We start from the raw sequence: 18191 nt of genomic DNA on the forward strand, positions 1-18191 counted from the left end.
TAGCGCAACAAAGTCATACAAAGGAAACAACTGGGTTACCCTCAGTTAAATATCCCTTTAAAAACACTCGCCATAAGATACAAAAATTTTACAACCAATTATTTTAAAAGAGATTTTAGCATTTTGAATTGACCACACACAAAAGGAAATGAACAATAATCCACCTGCTACCAAGGAAGCCATCCCATGTATCGTCATTTACCTAAATTCGCCTATCTTAGCATTGGGCTACTGAGCCTATGCCAACCGCTACAGGCAACGGAATATAACACTTCAAATCATCTGATGATGCCAGATAAATCAGTTGAGAGAACCACCATTCCCTATGTAGCGCTCATGCTCGATTACGTTCCCGCAGAAGATAATCTCTACGGAATCACCCTTGCGCCCTATCATTTCGATGATGGTTATCAGCGATGGGGTTATTACCTTGGTTATGCCCGCAGTCGTGAAACCGATATTGAGCTGCCAGAACCCGCACTATCACATCGACAAGAAAGCCTCTGGCGCTTAGGTTTAAGCTACAGTTTAACCAATGACTTTAGCATTTATGCGGGCGGCAGCCTCTATATCAGCACCACAGCTTATACCAACAATATTTCACCCCGCATTGTCGATGGCAAACCCTCGTGGGAAGAAGATAAATCCAAACATTGGGGTGCCGAAGCAGGCCTAAGATATCGCCTAACAGAGCATGTCATGCTGAGTGCAGGTTATAACTCCAGCACTGAATCGACCATTTTGAGCATAGGGTATGCGGGTTAAACCGAAAGAGTCCGAAGTTATTGTGCGAGCTCTGCTCTCGCCTTAGCAAGTTCAGATTCAACTTCTGCAATCTTTTGGCGTTTTTTATTGATTTTATCCATAGGCTTACCATCGGCAATCGCTTCGGTAAGCTCATGCTGGCGCTCGGCTAATTTAGCCTCTAAGACCTCAATTTTAGCTAAACGCTCGGCAGTTAAGCTGTCATCGTCACAATGGTTTGCGACCTCACTATAGGCCTTTTCTAGCCCTGCCACTTTGTGCTGATGACCAGCAGCCTTAGCCTCAGTGAGTTCAGCACTTATAGCCGCTAATTTTGCAGCACAGCCCGTTTTAGGAGGCTCATCTGCCCAGGTTACAGCACTGAAAATCAAGCCGATAACGAGTCCATAAGTACGATGTTTACCTTGCATTTTACTCTCCTCTACAGACGTTTATAGACAATCCGACTCTATGACAACGCCCTGATACTTTTTATCCCTAAGCGCATACCTTAAACTCAGTCTGCCCTCTCTTACGGCTAAATCCGCTTTATTCATCAAAACGCGACTTAGACAGTGACGAATATGCTGCAAATTGTTTATGTTAGGGCAGAATGTTGACTCAGATGGATACCGGAGCCAGAAAATCAATGCAAACCTTATTTCGCCTTAGCGCACTTAGTTCACTCTTATTGCTCTCATCCTCAGTGATGGCAGCCGATGTGGCCACAATTACCCTTGAGAATGGCGCTCAGGTCAGACTAAAAGACGACTTTACCTGGGAATATATCATCACAGAGACCAAAGCCGCTAAAGCGCCAGCTGTTGCCACAGTTGCGGCCCCAAGTTCGACTGTAACAACAGCCGCAGCGGCAGTAGCCAGCAGCACATCCGCCGTTGAAGCAACCCAACCTGTCACAACCTTGACCGCCAATGCCATCGCCAGACCCGAGATCTTAGGCTCTACTGCCAAAGACGGCATTAAAGTCACCTTCAGCGAGAGCCAATGGAAGCAGGATAAACTCGGCTTGACCTTTGAGCTTGCCAGCACCAGCGGCGAACACGTGACTTTAGTTGAGGTCGAAGCCAGCTTCTTTGCCGACGATGGCACCTTGCTCAAAACCGAAAAACTGGAAGTCTGGGAAGCGATTTTCCGCATGCCAGAAACCTACCTACGTAAGGGCGAGCAACGTAAGAGCCCTGTGATTTGGGTTGAAGGCGTTGACAAAAACCGTTGGCAGAAACAATTGCTCAATCTCAAAATCACCGAAATCAATTCTCGTTGATCCTTAAGCAAGAGAGGGAATTGGGTGCTAACATCCAATTCCTGAAATCTTCGCCTATTGTTATTGCCTTACTCTGCGCCATATAGGCTAGAATGCCCAAATCTTCGACACTGTTTATTTTTAGAGCCAGCCACTAATGCCAAATCACTTTTCTAGGTTATCTGTAGCCATATTACTGGCAGGCTTAAGTGGGCAAAGTCTGGCAGATACTGTGTTACTGAGAAATGGCGATAAAATCACTGGCGAAATTAAAAGCTTTGACGAAGCACTCTTAGTTATCAAACCCAGTTATTCCCCCAAAATATCCATAGAGCGTAGCGCGATTAAAAGCTTTGAAACCACCCAAAATCAGCATTGGAGCATCAACCGTACGCTACAAGATGTGAGCATAAAATCCTCCGAACTCGATGGGTTTGTTCAGGTTAACAATAAACAAATTCCCATTAGTGAGCTGGTGTATTCAGACCGAAAAAGTGACTCAGAATGGCGCTATAGTGGCAGTGTTGAGGCCGCACTCGATGTCACCAGCCACAGCAAAAATACCCAAAAACTCCATGCAAAAAGCGATATCACAGCCGAAACCTTGCAATGGCGCCATAACCTGAAAAGTGAAGTGCGCTATGAAACCGAAGGTAACGCCACCAAACGTAATACGATTGAAGGCCACTACAGCCTTGACTACCTCATCAGTGAACATTGGTTATTGCGGCAAGAAGATTATTTTCAAGAAGATAGACTCGACTTCCCAATTAGCAACTATTACGCCGCGATTGGTCCGGGTTATCGGTTTTGGGGAATAGGACGAGATAAACTGGACTTTGTTGTTACGTACAACCATTTTTGGTTGGATACCCAAATATTTACCTATCAACTCAACGCTTGGGCATCCACGCTCAACTATAAACAATATTGGTTTGATGGCGTATTGGAGACCTATGCCGATCTCCAAATCGCCTTTCCTGACACACCAACCATTGATTATATTTCGGACTCAACATTTGGGCTTAAGTATCTACTGACTCAACAAATTTACCTCTCATTCAAATATGATATCAATGAGACTAAAACCTCGATACGCCATGTTCGGGATGTCAGTTATAACCTAGGGCTTGGTGTTAATTTTTAATCATTTAGCTGTTTTGACCGTACAGGTCATTTCTGGCGCTTCATATCCCCAGACAATTTTGGCTTCGCCATGGTGTTCCCATAGGCTTTCGTTGCGCCCCTGATACTTAGCGCCACTGCCACTTGGCTGAACAAACATCAAGGAAGTTTGATCGCCATACTCTGCAATTAAGGTGGCGGGTTCAGTATTAAAGTAACTGACCACGACTTCATTGGCGGGGTTGCCATCGCAGGCATAAAATACTGGGCCAGTCATCTCAACGAGGCGATATTGCGCCTGTAACTCTGCAATCCGTGTTTGGTAACTCGATTCAATACACGCATGTTTATCATCGCTTTTCCAACATTCGTTGCGACCTTTTACCCAACCCCGTTGCAGCGCTTTTAACGTTGGAGGCTGTTCATTTTTAGCTTTTGCGGTGGCCTTAGCATAGACCTCGGCCAATTGTTTATCTAACTTAGTTAAGCCCGCATCCTTACACACCATATCTTCGATACTGTCCGGCTGTACTTTACTACAGTCAAAGGAAGGCTTTTCAGCCGCAATAGCAGGCATACTCAAGGCGATGGCTAAAAACCCCGCTATTCCTGCGATTTGCATATTGATTATCTTAGTTAACTTCATACTCTTGAGTCCCTCACATAAACGACCAACCACTATTCATTGCCATAGCTAACGCCATACCAGCTTAACCTAAGCTGACTTAAGCAAAATACGCTTATCAAACTGGCAAAAAACAGCACTACTCCACAAATAACCACTCAATGCCTGTTCCGCAATCAAGCAGTATTTAACAAACTCGACTAAGTGTAGTGCAGCCTGATGGGTTATCCCAAAAGTGTCCACTGAACGGACACATTGAGACTGAACGCGCGGACACATTTAGGCTCGCCAGGCGGACACTTTCTACATGTGAATGATAAATAAAGAATATTTTATTGGCATGGACTCTGCTTATACAGGTGAGTTAATCACAAACACTTATTCATACAAGGAAGCATTATGAACACACGCACTAAAGTATTTGGCGGCTTATTGATCCTCGCACTTATCCCCTGTGGAATTTGGGCTACACAGCAGACAAGCACTCAGTCATCGACCGAAACCAATATTTCAATCAATAGCAGTAATTATCCTGACTTTTCGTGGATTTATGTACGCCAAGATGGTGAGCTCACGATAGGCGCGGGTGAAAGCCAAGATTGGAACACACTCAAACAACAAGGCAATGCTTACCAAACGGATTACCTGTGGGTTAAGACTGGCGGAAACCGCTATGTGATTACCGATCCAGCCCTTGTAAATCAAGTGAAAGAGGCCGTGCGCCCAATGCAGATCCAAGGCGAAAAAATGCAGCGTCTAGGCGAGCAAATGCAAGTAAAGGGTGATGCTATCAGTGCCGAAACCAACAACCTCTTAGTCAATCTCGCCTCAGGTGAAAAAGATGCTGAGAGTAACGCGCAAATTGAAAGCCTAGGCGCATCGATGGAAGTGATGGGCAAAGAGATGGAGCAACTCGGCGATGAACACCAAAAGCTAGTTAATATAGCCGAAAAGCAGGTTTACGAACTGGCGCAAAACGCGATTAAAAATGGCACCGCCGTATTGGCACCTTAAGCCATTTTTAGCACGAAAAGGTAAATTATCGGTTATTCCAGTTATAGAGATTGAATTTCCTAGTGAAATTGACTATTTTCACGCCGCTTTGTTATTTCACTAGGAAAAGGATCAACATGGAACAAGTGGTTAGTGCAGGGAACGACAACCCTATTCAAATGACCGATACCGTCTATTCGAAGGAAAAGTCACTCTTTACAATTTTAGCGATTATTTCAGGACTGATTTGGGCCGTGCTTATCATAGCCACTAAAGGTCTCGCCCTGATTTATGTGCTGATGTTTTTTATTATCTACCTCTTCACCCACTCGGCGTTTATCAGCTACTTAAAGGGAACGGCGGTTGAGATTAGCCCTGAGCAGTTCCCCGATTTACACAAGCAATACCTCGCCTGCTGTGAGCGTTTAGAGATTAAAGAACCACCGCGCGCCTATCTGTTAGCCGCCGATGGTATGTTAAACGCCCTCGCAACCCGCTTTTTGCGCCGCAACTACATAGTGCTGTTCTCATCAATAGTGGATGCACTTGAGTCGGATAAAGACGCAATTAACTTTTATATCGGTCATGAGCTTGGCCATATTCGCCGTAACCATATTGGCAAAGAACCGCTGTTAGTGTTTGCCACTTGGCTGCCATTGATCGGCGCCGCCTATGCTCGCGCATGTGAATATACCTGTGATTTACACGGCTTGCGCTGCTGCAATAGCTTACGTTCAGCCACCAATGCGGTCGCCGTACTTGCCGCCGGGGTTGAGCAGTGGAAACGGATGAATGTCGATCAATATATTCGCCAAACCCAAGAGTCGAGCGGCTTTTGGATGTCTTTCCATGAGATCAATAGCAGTTATCCTTGGCTGACTAAACGCATGGCAAGAGTACAAGCAACCGCACAAGGCAAAGTGTATACGGCGCCTTCTCGCAGTGTATTTGCCTATCTCTTTAGTTTGTTTATGCCACGTATGGGCACAGCAGGCGGCGGGATTATCATCCTTGCGGCGATTATCGGTGTGGCAGCAGCGGTCGCGATTCCCGCCTATAAGGAATACCAAGAAAAAATGGGCGCAGAAGTAAGTTATGAGGCGCCAACTGATCAAACTCCGGCTTTAACTTTGACAGTTCCCGATACCGATGCTGCGGTTAAACATATAGATCAATTACATCAGTCATTAACGCCCATTACAGATACTTTAACGGCCTACTACCAAGCCAACAAAGCTTGGCCGACAGAATTGGAAGTCCTTGGACTCACGGATGCACAACTGGCCACCTTTAATCTCTACACCGATGGCATAGTCGGGTTTGTGGGCGGCGAACCCCTAGGGGATTATCAAGACTATGAGGTGTACCTATCGCCACAAGTCGACGAGCAGGATAATGTGACTTGGGTATGTAGCAGTAATGGTATTCCCGACGAGTATTTACCCGTTGATTGCCAAGGCTAAAAACCAAAAGCGCTGCTAATGCAGCGCTTTTCATTTGCCGTGATGGCCTTATTCTAATGGCTCAATTAACGCTGGATCAGATAACGAATCGTTGGTCCGTTCTGCTCAATTTCCAGCACTTTATAGCCATGATTCTTGGCATCGAGTGGAATATTATTGATTGACTGCGGGCAGTCACTAATCACTTCTAATATCTCTCCCGGTTTCAGTGTCGGCATGGCCTCAAGGGTGGCCACAGCAGGATAAGGGCAAGGCTCGCCCACCATATCGAGTTGATAATCTGGAATATATTGACTCATTACGCCGCCTCCGCAATCAATTGTTCATCTCGCTTCGCCTTGCGAGCAAAGAAACGTTTTTCCCACAGCAACATGGCCGCAAACGACAATGCCAACAGTAGATAGGTCACTAATAAGCCACCCTTATCGCCAAAGCTTGAAAGCAAGTTAACCTTGTCCCAACTTGTGGCTAATGGCTGGGCTAAATCATCCCAGTAATAGGCCAGCAGGGTTGAACCCAGCACGTTGCCTAAACCAACCCACCAGAAATGCACTTGGCCTTCGACGGCGCGATACATCCACCCCGTCTCACAACCACCTGCCAGCACAATGCCAAAGCCAAACAGCAGGCCACCAATCACCGCATTCGGGCCAGCCCACATAATTTTTGGCGGCACGCCTAATTGCACATAGCTATAAATCCCGATGGCACTTACCGCCATACCGAGAATAATCGCCTTAGCCATATGGGTGCGTCCGGTGATCCACATATCGCGAAATGCCGAGGTGAAGCAGATTTGCGCCCGTTCAATCAACAAGCCAAAACCCACACCGCAGAGCATGGCGATACCCAGCTTAGGCGCATTGAACATAGTCAATAATCCCCAGCCGATAATGGCTGCGAACACTAACATACCGATGCGAAAACGCCGTCTGGCTTGGTTTTCATCCTGTTTGACCGAAGACGCCTTATCGACTTTCTTCAATTTCACTGGAATACGGAACATGGGTAGCAGCGTAAAGCGCGCACCAAAGTAAGAGCCCGCCGCCGTCGCGAGGGCAAAAAACCACGCGTGTAAGGAAAACTGCGGAATACCAGTAAAGAAAGCCGCTAAGTTACAGCCCATCGCCAAGCGCGCACCAAAGCCGGCAATAATACCGCCAATTAATGCCTGAGCGATGCGGATACGGCTCTGTGGCATACGCAGTTTAACGTTATTGGCCCACAGTGCCGCCGCAATACAGCCACCAAACATACCGATGATCATCATGCCGTCGATGCGGTCTAAGGGAGACCCCTGTAAACCTATCACCTTGAAATAACCCCAGGTTTCAGGATTGGCACCCACCAATTGCAGCAAATGCCCACCCCAGCGAGTAAATTCCCCCGTCACCGCCCAGAAGGTGCCCGTTAAACCAAAATAGTAAGTAGAAAGGATACCGGCGGCAATTACCGCAGGCATTGGCGCCCAAAATCGGATCAGATATTGTTGTTTAAATTGTTGCCATGTCATGTCATTACCCTAATGAACGAGACTATAAAAAATAAGCGCAATACGCTTATAACCTGTGTGCCAGAGTGATTGAAGTCGTTCGACAACTTCAATCTCAAGTGGCCTCACGCTTAAATGGCTTTAGCTAAGCTGACACACTGCTGCCCCAACAGGCGATAACCGTGGGTGTAAAGCGTTGCCCTGCCATTACGGCAAAAACCGATAAGCGTGATATTGCTTTTCTCTGCTAATTCCAACGCCAGTGAAGTCACGGCGGACATAGCAAACAGAATTTGGATATTGGCACTAGCGGCCTTTTGCACCATTTCGAAACTGGCACGGCTGGTGAGCAATACGGCGACGGGACGCTGTGCCTTACGCATTGAGAATCCGCCGATTAATTTATCCAGTGCAATGTGCCGACCAATGTCCTCAAAGGCGGCGATGATTTGTCCGTCTTGATCTAAGCCCATGGCAGCATGGGTCGCCCCAGTGAGCTTAAAGTGATGCTGATTTTCCTTCAGTTGCCCGAGAGCGATCTGAAGATGATCGATATTAAACCGCGCGTCCGAGTCTACGCGGATAACGGGTTTAACCGCTTCCTCCAACTGAGCGACACCACAGAGACCGCAGCCAGTACGCCCCGCCATATTGCGCCGCTGCTGCTTGAGTTCCATAAAGCATCTTTGGGTGATTTCTACTTGAATAAGCACGCCTTCGGGGGTGAATTCCAGATCCACCCCTTTGATTTCATTCACATGGGAAACAATCCGCTCCGACAAGGTAAAGCCAATGGCAAACTCTTCGAGGTTTTCGGGGCTGGCTAACATCACAGTGTGGGAAATGCCGTTGTAGACCAGCGCCACACGCACCTCGTTGGCGACATAATCAGTTAACTCCGATGCCTGTCCCTGTTCTAAAAGGGTCACTTTTATTTCAGTAACCACAGCGTGTGAATGATATTCCATAGCGACCCTCTAAACTCATAAATTCAAATAAAAACAATTAGTTTGCTTGTAAAATACGACTTAAGTCACAAACCACTTAATGAAATGCAAATACGCTTGATTCATGTTTACGCATTTTCTACTATCGAGTTGTCTTCTATTGGAAGAACGTCGTCTCCGGTGAGGCGTCCGGATTTCAAATCCGGGTAGGGCTGCCAGCAGTCCTGGGTAGGTTCGACTCCTATGTTCTTCCGCCAATTCTCATGGGAATAAAACAGTTCCCCATCCCGAATTTCCCGGCTGTTACTGCGAAACTTCCTGCGGGTAAAACCGCTGCGGTCAAAAAACTCCAGCAATTGAATGCTGACCTTGCGGCCAAGGCCAATCAGATCCTTAAACTCTGCGGTTTCAAGCTTGCCGTGGGTGTCCACGTGCTCACGCACCAGATTGGCGTAGTGGCACAACTGCTCACTCAGCAAATATCTGTCCTTCACCACCGCGGTAATAAAGCCCTGTTGCACCAGTTGAAAACATAGCAATCTAAGTTTGGCGGGCTCGAGTTCCAGATATTCCCCCATCTCAGTCACCCACACAGGCGACGTTTGCTGCGCCAGCCAAGGGGCCAAGCGTTGCCAGCACTGCTGCGCCTCGCTATCAAGAACAATTTTGTGATCCGCCAACTGCAGCAAAGCGCCGCGCAACACCATCAGCCCTTCTTGGCATAGGCTATCGAGCACCTTATTGGCTAAATCCTGAGGCAATACGCTGTGGCTCATACGTTGCAGACGATTGCGCCCCAGCCCTAATTGGTCTGGGTGCTGTTGGTGATACTCACGTAACAGCTCAATAAATTGCTGTTTTTCTTGCTCAAGTAACTGAGTCGATAGCCCGTAGGCGCCAATTCGAGTCAGCCCCGCCTGCGCTAACATGGCGGCTAGCCCTTCATCGGTTAGCTGCCAGCGCCAATGGATTTCATCGATACTGAGCGCCTCAGTCTGGCCGAGTAGCGCCAGCACATTCACCGGATTGGTGAGCTTGGCCAGCTGTTGCAGCTTACTGACACGCTCAAGCGTACGCTTCTTACGATTGGGGACTTTTAATGCCAGCACCCGCCCCGCGCCCAGCGTTTGCTTACCACCAATATGCCTGAGCACTATCGGGTCGTCTTGGCATAACAGTAGTGGCTTATCCAGCACAATTTCGGCCAGATAACGCCCCTGCTCATCGGCTTCATCCAGAAGCGATACTCGCCCCAAGGTATGGTCGGCGCCGTGGTGACAATGCACATTTTGCCAATGGCTGATGGGTTCGAAACTGCGAATTTGCACTACAGGTCTGGCGCACAACTCGGCTTGTGGCAGGCTGCTTAACCAGTCGCCGCGGGCGGGCGCCCTGTGGTTATCAACACCAGTAAGATTCAAGGCGACCCGAGTGCCACTGAGTGCTCTATGAACTTCCTTCCCTTGGCAGTGAATGCCGCGCACCCGTAATTTCGCTTTTTGCCCAGAGCTGTAGAGGCTATCGCCGACACAAACACTGCCGCTAATCACAGTGCCAGTGACCACACAACCCGCACCTTTAACGCTAAAGGCGCGATCGAGTGTCATCCTAAAGCTACTGGCATCTTCCGCTTGGGTCGATTGCTGCTCGGCAATCTCTAAAATATGTTGTTTAAGGGTTTCTACCCCCGCATCACCTGCATCATTAGCGCAAACCTCAAACACGCCGCTGGCCTCGATACCGTATTCGGCAAGCAGCGCAATTCCCTCTGAAGCCAACTTGGCGGCGGTTTGGTCATCGACCAAATCCCGCTTGGTCAGCACTAAGGTCAAACTATTGAGCGGTAAAAGCGCGAGGATTTGCAGATGCTCGCGGGTTTGCGGCATCACGCCGTCGTCACAGGCCAACACCAGCAGCGCGTGGCGCACATGGCTCACGCCCACCAGCATGTTATTGATGAATTTTTCGTGGCCAGGCACATCGATAAAGGCTAAACGAGTACCATCTCGCAGTGGCATAAAGGCGTAACCAAGATCGATAGTCATACCACGGCGTTTTTCTTCGGGGAGCCTGTCGGTATTCATGCCCGTCAAGGCACGGATCAACGTGCTCTTGCCGTGGTCGACATGGCCCGCGGTGACCATAATCATAGCTGCACACCTAAGGTGCTGAGTTCGGCCAATAATTCGGCCTCATCATCGATACCACGCAGGTCGAGGCGAAGTTGATCTTGGGTCATACGGCCAATCACAGGGCGCTGCGCCTGCTTAAAATGCTGCTCGAGCAACGTTAAACTGCCGCCCTCTTGCGCGTTAAAGCACAGGGCGATTGAGGGTAAAAAGGTATCGGGCTGCGAGCCGCTACCGACTTGGGTTTGGCACTCCACTAATTCGATACCATAGCTCGGGGCAAACAGCGGCACTAAGGCACGTTGCAGGCGCTCACCGATTTGGCGCAACTCAGCTTGGCTGCGGGCAAACTTAGCCATAATCGGCAGTTCTTTGTCTAAGGTTTCGGGGTTGAGATAGTGGATCAGCGTCGCCTCAAGCGCCGCTAAAATCAGCTTGTCGCAGCGCAATGCACGCTTGAGCGGATGACTTTGAAGCTTATTAATTAACGCCTGCTTACCAACAATCAGGCCCGATTGCGGGCCGCCGAGGAGTTTATCGCCGGAGAAGCTAACCAGATCGACCCCATCTGCCAACATAGCTTGGGGCGTCGGCTCTTGTTTAAGACCAAAACGGCGTAAGTCGGTGAGTGAACCGCTGCCAAGATCCGAGATCAATGCAACACCGCGCTCGCGGCAGAGTTGGCCTAATCTGGCCTCATCCACCGAAGCGGTAAAACCACTTATATGGTAGTTGCTGGTATGCACCTTCATAATGGCGGCGGTATTTTCGGTTATCGCCTGCTCATAGTCTTTGAGGTGAGTACGATTAGTGCTGCCGACCTCCACTAAGGTGCAGCCCGCTTGGCGCATAATGTCTGGAATCCGAAAGGCGCCGCCAATTTCCACCAGCTCGCCACGGGAGACGATCACTTCTTTGCCCGCCGCGACCGCCGACAACATCAGCAGCACAGCGGCGGCGTTATTATTCACTACGCAGCAGGCTTCAGCTCCTGTTAGGCGCTGGATTAACCCACTAATGGCATTATCCCTATGGCCGCGCTCACCGGCGGCTAATTCAAATTCCAGCGGTGTGGGATAACGCATCACAGAGGTGACTGCACGAATGGCAGCCTCAGACTGCTGGGCGCGACCAAGATTGGTATGCAGGATTGTTCCCGTGAGATTCCACACGGGTTTTAGACTATGGCTATAGTCCTTAGACAATTGATCAACCAAATATCCGTTCAATAACGCCGGGTTAGCACACCAAGCGGGTAAGCGCCGCTCCTCGGCAATCAGCTCACGCGCCGTGCGTAACTGAGTATCCAACGCCGCTTTTACCGCCGCTTTACCATAGCGTTGCAGCAAAGGAGCCAACGCGGCATCAACCAGCAAACGGTCCATCGACGGCAGCGCACGGTACAGGGCTTGGGGTGTATCGGGTACTTGGGTCATCATTTGTATCATCTTGATAAATATAAGGGGAAGAGCTCAGTGAGCCCTTCCCGACTTTGGTTATTGCTCAGTTTCGTGGGCCAGTAGCAATGGATTGACCGTGGTCGCTCCAAAGCCCTTGGCATTTAGCTCACTGTCGAGCATCAATGTCGCTAAGTCGTCGGCCGCCACATCCATCAGCGGTGACTTTTCGACGAACAGCATCTTGGTGTAACCATGACATTCGTCGCAGCTCTCGATGCGCACCTGGGCCTTAGCATCATCAAATGACCAGAGCGTCGTCCCTTTATCCTGACCACAGCTAGTGCAATGGGCGCGAATGTAGTGCCATTCGCTCTCGCACAAACTGCAATGCAGATAACGCAGACCCGCTCTCGGCTGGTCGACGATTACGCTCGCCACAGGATGACACCCGCAAATCGGGCATAGGTTCTGCTGCACGACTTTGCGTTGATCGATCCGTTTAATCACCATAGGTGCCCAATGGGACCAGTAGACCCCCATCGCCGCCCAGATAAACAAACTAAAGCGTGCAGGCACTGCGCTCATATGTCCCTGACGCAATGCACTGCCCCAGGAGGTGAGTTGTTCTGGAGATTGCTGCATCAACAAACGCAGCACTCGCGCCATATCCTCATCCACCTGCGGCAGCAGATCGCTTAACAGTTGTTGTAGCAGTCCTTGCCAATAGCTATCTGCCTCTGAACCCAAGTGGGAAAGCGGAATCGCTTCATCTTTCCCCCAAGCGAGAAGCTGACCGAAGTCAGCCTCCGCCGCCAATCTGGCCTGAATCGCAACCACACGGCGGCATAGCTCAAAGTAGTCGGCCAGCGGCGAGTCCTTGGCCAACGGCAACAAACGCTGCGCCCGTCTGTGATACACAGTTTTAGGGTCCACCGCCTTTAAGGGTTTAAGCTCCAGCGGCGATTCGCTGCCGGGGACCATAGGTATCTCGGCTGTATGACTCATTAATGTTTCTCCACGTCCGAATGTTCATCCAACATCAGCGGATGATGTTTACGGCACCAAGCCTTAGAGACCTTGCCGTAAAGCATGCCTGTGATAGAACCTTCCACCCAGGTCGCCATCCAAAAGTGCACCATCACAAACATCAGCATGATCAAGGCACAAATGGCATGCAGCACGATCGCCCAGCCCACCACAGTGGCCGAGAAGTAAGGTGCAAAGTAGGGTTGCCACATGATGAATCCCGTCACGGTTAAGGTGATAGAAGTCAACACAAAGGCACGAAACAGCACTTTTTGACCAGGGTTGTAATGGCCGATAGGCGGGATTTTGTCCTCGTTCTCGAACATCACGTCCTTGATGGCGAGCATCCAAGCCAGATCGTGTTTTTCCCATTTGTTGTGGTGGTAATAACGCACCAGCATCAACATCAAAGGTAAACACATCATCAGGCCGGCAATTGGGTGAATAAACTTCGCCAATTGCGGCGTGCCCGCTATCGCCCCTAACCATTGGAAGGAGGGATAGAAGAAGGAAAAGCCCGTCAGAAACGTGACTAGCCCCACGGCCACAATGAACCAATGACAGATGCGGTCGAACAGTTTGTGACGCACTACCATTTCTTGCTTGTTATGCTTGCTCATTTCTTGGCCTCCTCTTCCGCTTGCGCCTTGTCCTCTGGCGGCTGATAGCCGGGTTGGTCCTCTTCCACTATGTTGCGACCGACGGTGATCTTATGCAGGCAGGCCACAGCCGCCGTTGCAAGAAGTCCGACAGTACCTAGTGGTTTCACCCAGTCCTGCCACAGGGTGACAGACAATGGGATTTGCGGATCCTTTGGCATTTCGTAGGTTTCAGGCTGAGTGACATCGTGCAATATCATCAGCATGCCTGTGCCACCCACGCCCTCAGGGTTGTAGAGTCCCGCCTTGGCAAAACCGCGTTCTTTCAGCTCGTTAACACGCTTTTCTGAGTAGAACAGCATGTCTTCGCGGGTGCCAAAACGCAGCGCACCCGTGGTACAGGACTTAACACATGAAGGCTCCAGCCCAACAGCCAAGCGGTCAGAGCACATAGTGCACTTGTAGGCCTTGTTGTCGACGGCACTGATCTTCGGGATATCGAATGGACAGGCACTGGCACAATAACCACAGCCAATACATTTGTCCGAATCGAAATCCACAGTGCCATTGGCATGCTGAACAATCGCGCCAGAGGTAGAACAGGCCTTCAAGCAGGCGGGATCCGCACAGTGCATACAGGCACTGTGAGTAAACTGCCAACGTAATTTGCCTTGGTCTTCAATCTCGTTGAACTTCATCAGGGTCCAGCACTCTGGCGACAGAGATGCTGGGTTTTGATAAGTCCCTTGGAACGAACCCACCTCTTCACGCAGGTCATTCCATTCTGAGCAAGCGACCTGACAGGCTTTACAACCATTACACTTAGTCGCGTCAAACAGCTTCGCAATTTGCTTCACGCCACCGACTCTCGCCTGTGCAGGTGGAGTCGCTTGCGAAGTGCCGGAACGTTGAATGATATCTTGAGTCGCCATTATCAGACCTCCGCCTTTTCAACATTCACGAGGAACGCTTTGTACTCAGGCACACCCGTGTTGGCATCACCCATCTCAGTGGTAAGGACGTTACAGCTATAGGCCTTACGTGTAAGCGCGTTATGGCTACCGTGACGTGGAATACCTAGCGTGTGTACCGTTTGACCATTAACCTGTAATGGACGCAAACGCTTGGTCACTAAGGCTTTGGTGAGAATGTGGCCACGTTTCGAGCTCACTTTCACCCAATCGCCATTCTTGATGCCTTTTTCTGCTGCCAATTGCTCATTCATTTCGACAAAGGTCTCTGGCATGGCAATCGCCGCTAAACGGCAATGTGTCGTCCAGAAGTTAAAGTGTTCTGTGAGTGAGTAAGTGGTACAGGCGTAGGGATATTCCTCTTTAGTACCGATAGTGTCTTTCACCCCTTCGAACCAACGCAGCACAGGGCTGTGCACCACATTTGGATGCAGAGGGTTGGTGCCGATGGGCGATTCGACAGGCTCGTAATGCTCTGGGAACGGTCCTTCCTTAAGCAGTTTGAGCGCGAAGAAACGACCCACGCCGTCAGCCTGCATAATGAAAGGATGCGCACTTTCCTGTGGATTCAACTTGGCATTGAAGTCGGGCACGTCTATCCCTTCCCACTTGCCGTCTTTCCACTCAACGATCTTACGGTGCTCATCCCAAGGTTTACCGTTCACATCACAGGAGGCACGGTTGTAGAGGACGCGGCGGTTAAGCGGCCATGCGAAGGCCCAACCCGGTGTAATACCTTTACCCGATGGATCATGGTTATCGCGGCGAGCCATTTGGTTACCGGCTTCAGTCCAAGAACCCGCATAAACCCAACAGGCGCTCGCAGTACTACCATCGGCCTTCAATTCAGCAAAACTGCTGATCTGACGCTTGGTAGCGACATCGTAACCATTCAACTCTTTCGTCAGCTCGATAGCGCTAGGGTTGTGCGGATCGGTATAGTTCCAGTTAATCGCTTGAATCGGCTCAGGCAGTTTGCCGCCCTCTTCGCGATATAACTTTCTCAACTCCAGCAGCAGACCAGACACAATCTCTGAGTCCGACATCGCTTCGCCTGGAGGATTAGCGCCTTTATAGTGCCATTGCATCCAACGACCAGAGTTAACGATCGAACCTTCTTCCTCCGCAAACACTGTCGCAGGTAGGCGGAATACTTCGGTTTGAATACTGGCAGTATCGACCTCGTTATAACCGGGTTCGTTTTGCCAGAAGGTGGCGGTTTCCGATGACAAGTTATCAAGCACCACTAAGTACTTAAGGTTACTCAGCGCCTTGATATTCTTGTTACGGTTAGGCATTGAGTTAATGGCGTTAACCCCTTGCACGATACAACCGTTCACTTTGCCACGGTACATCATGTCCAGATGCTTACCGAAGTCATACATCTGGTCCCACTTAGGCAACCACTGATAACCGAACTCGTTTTCAGGCGTCGCGTTCTCACCCCAGAAGGCTTTGAGCAAGGACACATAAAACTTCGGATAGTTTTGCCAGTAGTTGGTTTGACCTGGGCGCAATGGCTTAGGTGTGTTCACCGCCAAGTGAGCTGCTAAGGTAGGTTCTTTATCGTTTGGCAGTTTAAGGTAACCGGGTAAACTTTGAGCCAGTAGCCCCATGTCGGTTGAACCTTGAACGTTGGCGTGACCGCGCAATGCGTTAACACCACCGCCTAACTGACCAATGTTGCCCAGTAATAACTGGATCATCGCCATAGAACGGATGTTCTGCGCACCTTTACTATGATGGGTCCAGCCCAGCGCATACATAAATGTCGCCACACGATCTTTAGTATGAGTGCTCGCAATAGCGTCACATACCACTTGGTAATCTTCTGTTGGTGTACCAGTGATATTACTTACCGTTGCAAAATCATAACGTTCTACGTGTTGTTTGAGTAAGTTCCACACACAACGCGGGTGCTCAAGTGTTTCATCCACTTTGGCATAGCCGTCTTCGTCGAGTTGGTAGAACCAGGATTCTTTGTTGTACTCGCCTTTTGCTTCATCAAAGCCTGAGAATAGGCCGTCATGGAAGTCAAAATCATCCCGCACCAGATAACTGGCGTTGGTATAGGCTTTCACATAATCGAAGTTAACTTGATTGGTCGAAATCAAATAACGGATCACACCCAGAAGGAATGCAATGTCAGTTCCTGAGCGGATTGGGGCATAGTGATCTGCCAATGACGCACTGCGGTTGAAACGTGGGTCAACCACAATCAACTTAGCATTGTTATGCTGCATCGCTTCCGTAACCCAGCCGAATCCGACAGGGTGAGCTTCTGCGGCATTACCGCCCATAATAATCACTACGTTTGAATTTTTAATATCGATCCAGTGGTTGGTCATGGCACCACGTCCAAATGTCGGAGCAAGACTTGCTACCGTTGGAGAGTGTCAGTTACGTGCAATAGTATCGATAGCTACAAGGCCTAAAGCGCGAGCAAATTTTTGTGTCGCTAAGCCACTTTCATTGGCCATGCCGGATGAAGTCATCATCCCTGTGGTTAACCAACGGTTAACCGTTACGCCATCGGCGTTCTTTTCAATCAGGTTCGCATCACGGTCATCTTTCATTAAACGAGCAATACGTTTAAAGGCATCATGCCAGCTGATCCGTTCCCACTTGTTGCTGCCGGGGGCGCGATATTCTGGGTACTGTAAACGGTGTGGACTGTTAACATAATCCACAAGGCCAGCACCCTTAGAGCACAATGCACCTCGGTTTACTGGATGATCGGCATCACCCTCGATATGGAAAATAGCATGTTCAGAGTTTTTACCCCCGCTGCCTTGGCTGTACATCAGCAGGCCACAACCTACCGAGCAATACGGACAGTTGTTACGGGTTTCTTTGGCTCCGATCAGCTTAAACTCTCGCACTGCTGCATAGGCCTTTTCGGACATCAATCCCAGCGCTGAAATCGCTGAGGTTGCCGCTCCGGCCGCACACAGTTTAAAAAACTGGCGTCTGTTCATAGCGTTATCTCACACTTTTGTCGTTATGAGTTTGGTAATTGCAGTGGTAACGCTGCAATCGTTTGAGTGAGTCAATAAAGACCTCACTTAATTTAAGATTATCCTTAAAGTGAAAATAGATAACAAATAATGACATGAGATCAAGATCTCAATTTGCCAGCTACAGAGCAAACAACCATTAAATAGATTTTAAATATTATTTTTTAGAATTTAATTCCATAATGGTGAAACAAATTAAGATATAAACCCAAAAACCACCAAAAGACATTTTGTCCACATGTCAAGACCCATTTTGTCTCACAATGGCATATTAAGGTTATATAAGGTGTAGATTTAAAGCCGAAACGAAATAAGAGATGGTTAAAAACACCTCATATTTATCGGTTTTGGATGGATAGACAGCTCTCAAAGCTGACAATGTAAAGATTGGATAAA

16 protein-coding genes and 1 tRNA gene are annotated in these 18191 nt (G+C 49.1%); 7 read left to right on the forward strand and 10 right to left on the reverse strand.

Annotation, left to right across the window (positions count from 1 at the left end; translation table 11 throughout):
• Positions 1-186: 186 nt before the first annotated feature.
• Complete coding sequence (locus tag MMG82_RS06460; protein WP_241406643.1) at positions 187-765, forward strand: outer membrane beta-barrel protein; 579 nt, start codon at positions 187-189, stop codon at positions 763-765.
• Positions 766-782: 17 nt separating this feature from the next.
• Here MMG82_RS06460 and MMG82_RS06465 read toward each other — a convergent pair whose 3' ends face one another.
• A complete protein-coding gene (locus MMG82_RS06465; RefSeq protein WP_218678080.1) occupies positions 783-1175 on the reverse strand; it encodes a DUF1090 domain-containing protein in 393 nt (130 codons plus the stop codon).
• A 218-nt stretch (positions 1176-1393) separates the two neighbouring features.
• Here MMG82_RS06465 and MMG82_RS06470 point away from each other — a divergent pair, with 218 nt between their 5' ends.
• Together MMG82_RS06470 and MMG82_RS06475 are read left to right on the forward strand one after the other, a co-directional pair.
• Positions 1394-2029: a DUF3157 family protein gene (locus MMG82_RS06470; protein WP_037416310.1), complete on the forward strand. Its 636-nt coding sequence runs from the start codon at positions 1394-1396 to the stop codon at positions 2027-2029.
• Positions 2030-2165: 136 nt separating this feature from the next.
• Positions 2166-3155 carry a DUF481 domain-containing protein gene (locus MMG82_RS06475; RefSeq protein ID WP_240292787.1) on the forward strand — a complete coding sequence of 330 codons (990 nt, stop codon included), beginning with the start codon at positions 2166-2168 and terminating at the stop codon, positions 3153-3155.
• Here the strand turns inward: MMG82_RS06475 and MMG82_RS06480 are convergent, their stop codons facing one another.
• Complete coding sequence (locus MMG82_RS06480) at positions 3156-3779, reverse strand: MliC family protein (protein WP_037416303.1); 624 nt, start codon at positions 3777-3779, stop codon at positions 3156-3158.
• Positions 3780-4157: 378 nt separating this feature from the next.
• Here MMG82_RS06480 and MMG82_RS06485 point away from each other — a divergent pair, with 378 nt between their 5' ends.
• Together MMG82_RS06485 and MMG82_RS06490 are read left to right on the forward strand one after the other, a co-directional pair.
• The gene (locus tag MMG82_RS06485) at positions 4158-4772 is read left to right on the forward strand and encodes a hypothetical protein (RefSeq protein ID WP_037416298.1); all 615 of its coding nucleotides are present in this window, start codon (positions 4158-4160) and stop codon (positions 4770-4772) included.
• Between the two features lie 116 nt (positions 4773-4888).
• Complete coding sequence (locus tag MMG82_RS06490) at positions 4889-6214, forward strand: M48 family metallopeptidase (protein ID WP_241406644.1); 1326 nt, start codon at positions 4889-4891, stop codon at positions 6212-6214.
• 65 nt (positions 6215-6279) lie between these two features.
• Here MMG82_RS06490 and yedF read toward each other — a convergent pair whose 3' ends face one another.
• The 3 genes from yedF to fdhD form a co-directional block, all read right to left on the reverse strand.
• Entirely contained in the window at positions 6280-6513 is a 234-nt protein-coding gene (yedF, locus tag MMG82_RS06495) for a sulfurtransferase-like selenium metabolism protein YedF (protein ID WP_011070517.1), read from the reverse strand.
• Positions 6513-7727 carry a selenium metabolism membrane protein YedE/FdhT gene (yedE, locus tag MMG82_RS06500; RefSeq protein ID WP_037416291.1) on the reverse strand — a complete coding sequence of 405 codons (1215 nt, stop codon included), beginning with the start codon at positions 7725-7727 and terminating at the stop codon, positions 6513-6515. The genes yedF and yedE overlap by 1 nt, the downstream gene beginning before the upstream one ends.
• 110 nt (positions 7728-7837) lie before the next feature.
• Positions 7838-8674, reverse strand: a complete 837-nt coding sequence (gene fdhD, locus MMG82_RS06505) for a formate dehydrogenase accessory sulfurtransferase FdhD (protein WP_144376185.1) — start codon at positions 8672-8674, stop codon at positions 7838-7840.
• Between the two features lie 141 nt (positions 8675-8815).
• Between fdhD and MMG82_RS06510 the strand changes: the two genes are divergently transcribed.
• A tRNA-Sec gene (locus MMG82_RS06510) sits at positions 8816-8910 on the forward strand.
• A gap of 6 nt (positions 8911-8916) precedes the next feature.
• Positions 8917-9189 carry a hypothetical protein gene (locus MMG82_RS06515; RefSeq protein ID WP_235522162.1) on the forward strand — a complete coding sequence of 91 codons (273 nt, stop codon included), beginning with the start codon at positions 8917-8919 and terminating at the stop codon, positions 9187-9189.
• A 1610-nt stretch (positions 9190-10799) separates the two neighbouring features.
• Here the strand turns inward: MMG82_RS06515 and selA are convergent.
• The 5 genes from selA to fdnG are packed head-to-tail and all read right to left on the reverse strand — an operon-like array spanning position 10800 to position 17756.
• The gene (gene selA, locus MMG82_RS06520; RefSeq protein ID WP_241406645.1) at positions 10800-12221 is read right to left on the reverse strand and encodes an L-seryl-tRNA(Sec) selenium transferase; all 1422 of its coding nucleotides are present in this window, start codon (positions 12219-12221) and stop codon (positions 10800-10802) included.
• A gap of 57 nt (positions 12222-12278) precedes the next feature.
• A complete protein-coding gene (gene fdhE / locus MMG82_RS06525; RefSeq protein ID WP_218678084.1) occupies positions 12279-13187 on the reverse strand; it encodes a formate dehydrogenase accessory protein FdhE in 909 nt (302 codons plus the stop codon).
• Positions 13187-13828: a formate dehydrogenase subunit gamma gene (locus MMG82_RS06530; RefSeq protein WP_011620938.1), complete on the reverse strand. Its 642-nt coding sequence runs from the start codon at positions 13826-13828 to the stop codon at positions 13187-13189. Before MMG82_RS06530 ends, fdhE begins: the two co-directional genes overlap by 1 nt.
• Positions 13825-14739, reverse strand: a complete 915-nt coding sequence (fdxH, locus tag MMG82_RS06535; protein WP_275403230.1) for a formate dehydrogenase subunit beta — start codon at positions 14737-14739, stop codon at positions 13825-13827. The genes MMG82_RS06530 and fdxH overlap by 4 nt, the downstream gene beginning before the upstream one ends.
• A gap of 2 nt (positions 14740-14741) precedes the next feature.
• The gene (gene fdnG / locus MMG82_RS06540) at positions 14742-17756 is read right to left on the reverse strand and encodes a formate dehydrogenase-N subunit alpha (protein WP_241406646.1); all 3015 of its coding nucleotides are present in this window, start codon (positions 17754-17756) and stop codon (positions 14742-14744) included.
• Positions 17757-18191 lie beyond the last annotated feature (435 nt).

The organism is Shewanella sp. MM_2022_3 (assembly GCF_022557375.1).
Lineage (GTDB): Bacteria > Pseudomonadota > Gammaproteobacteria > Enterobacterales > Shewanellaceae > Shewanella > Shewanella xiamenensis.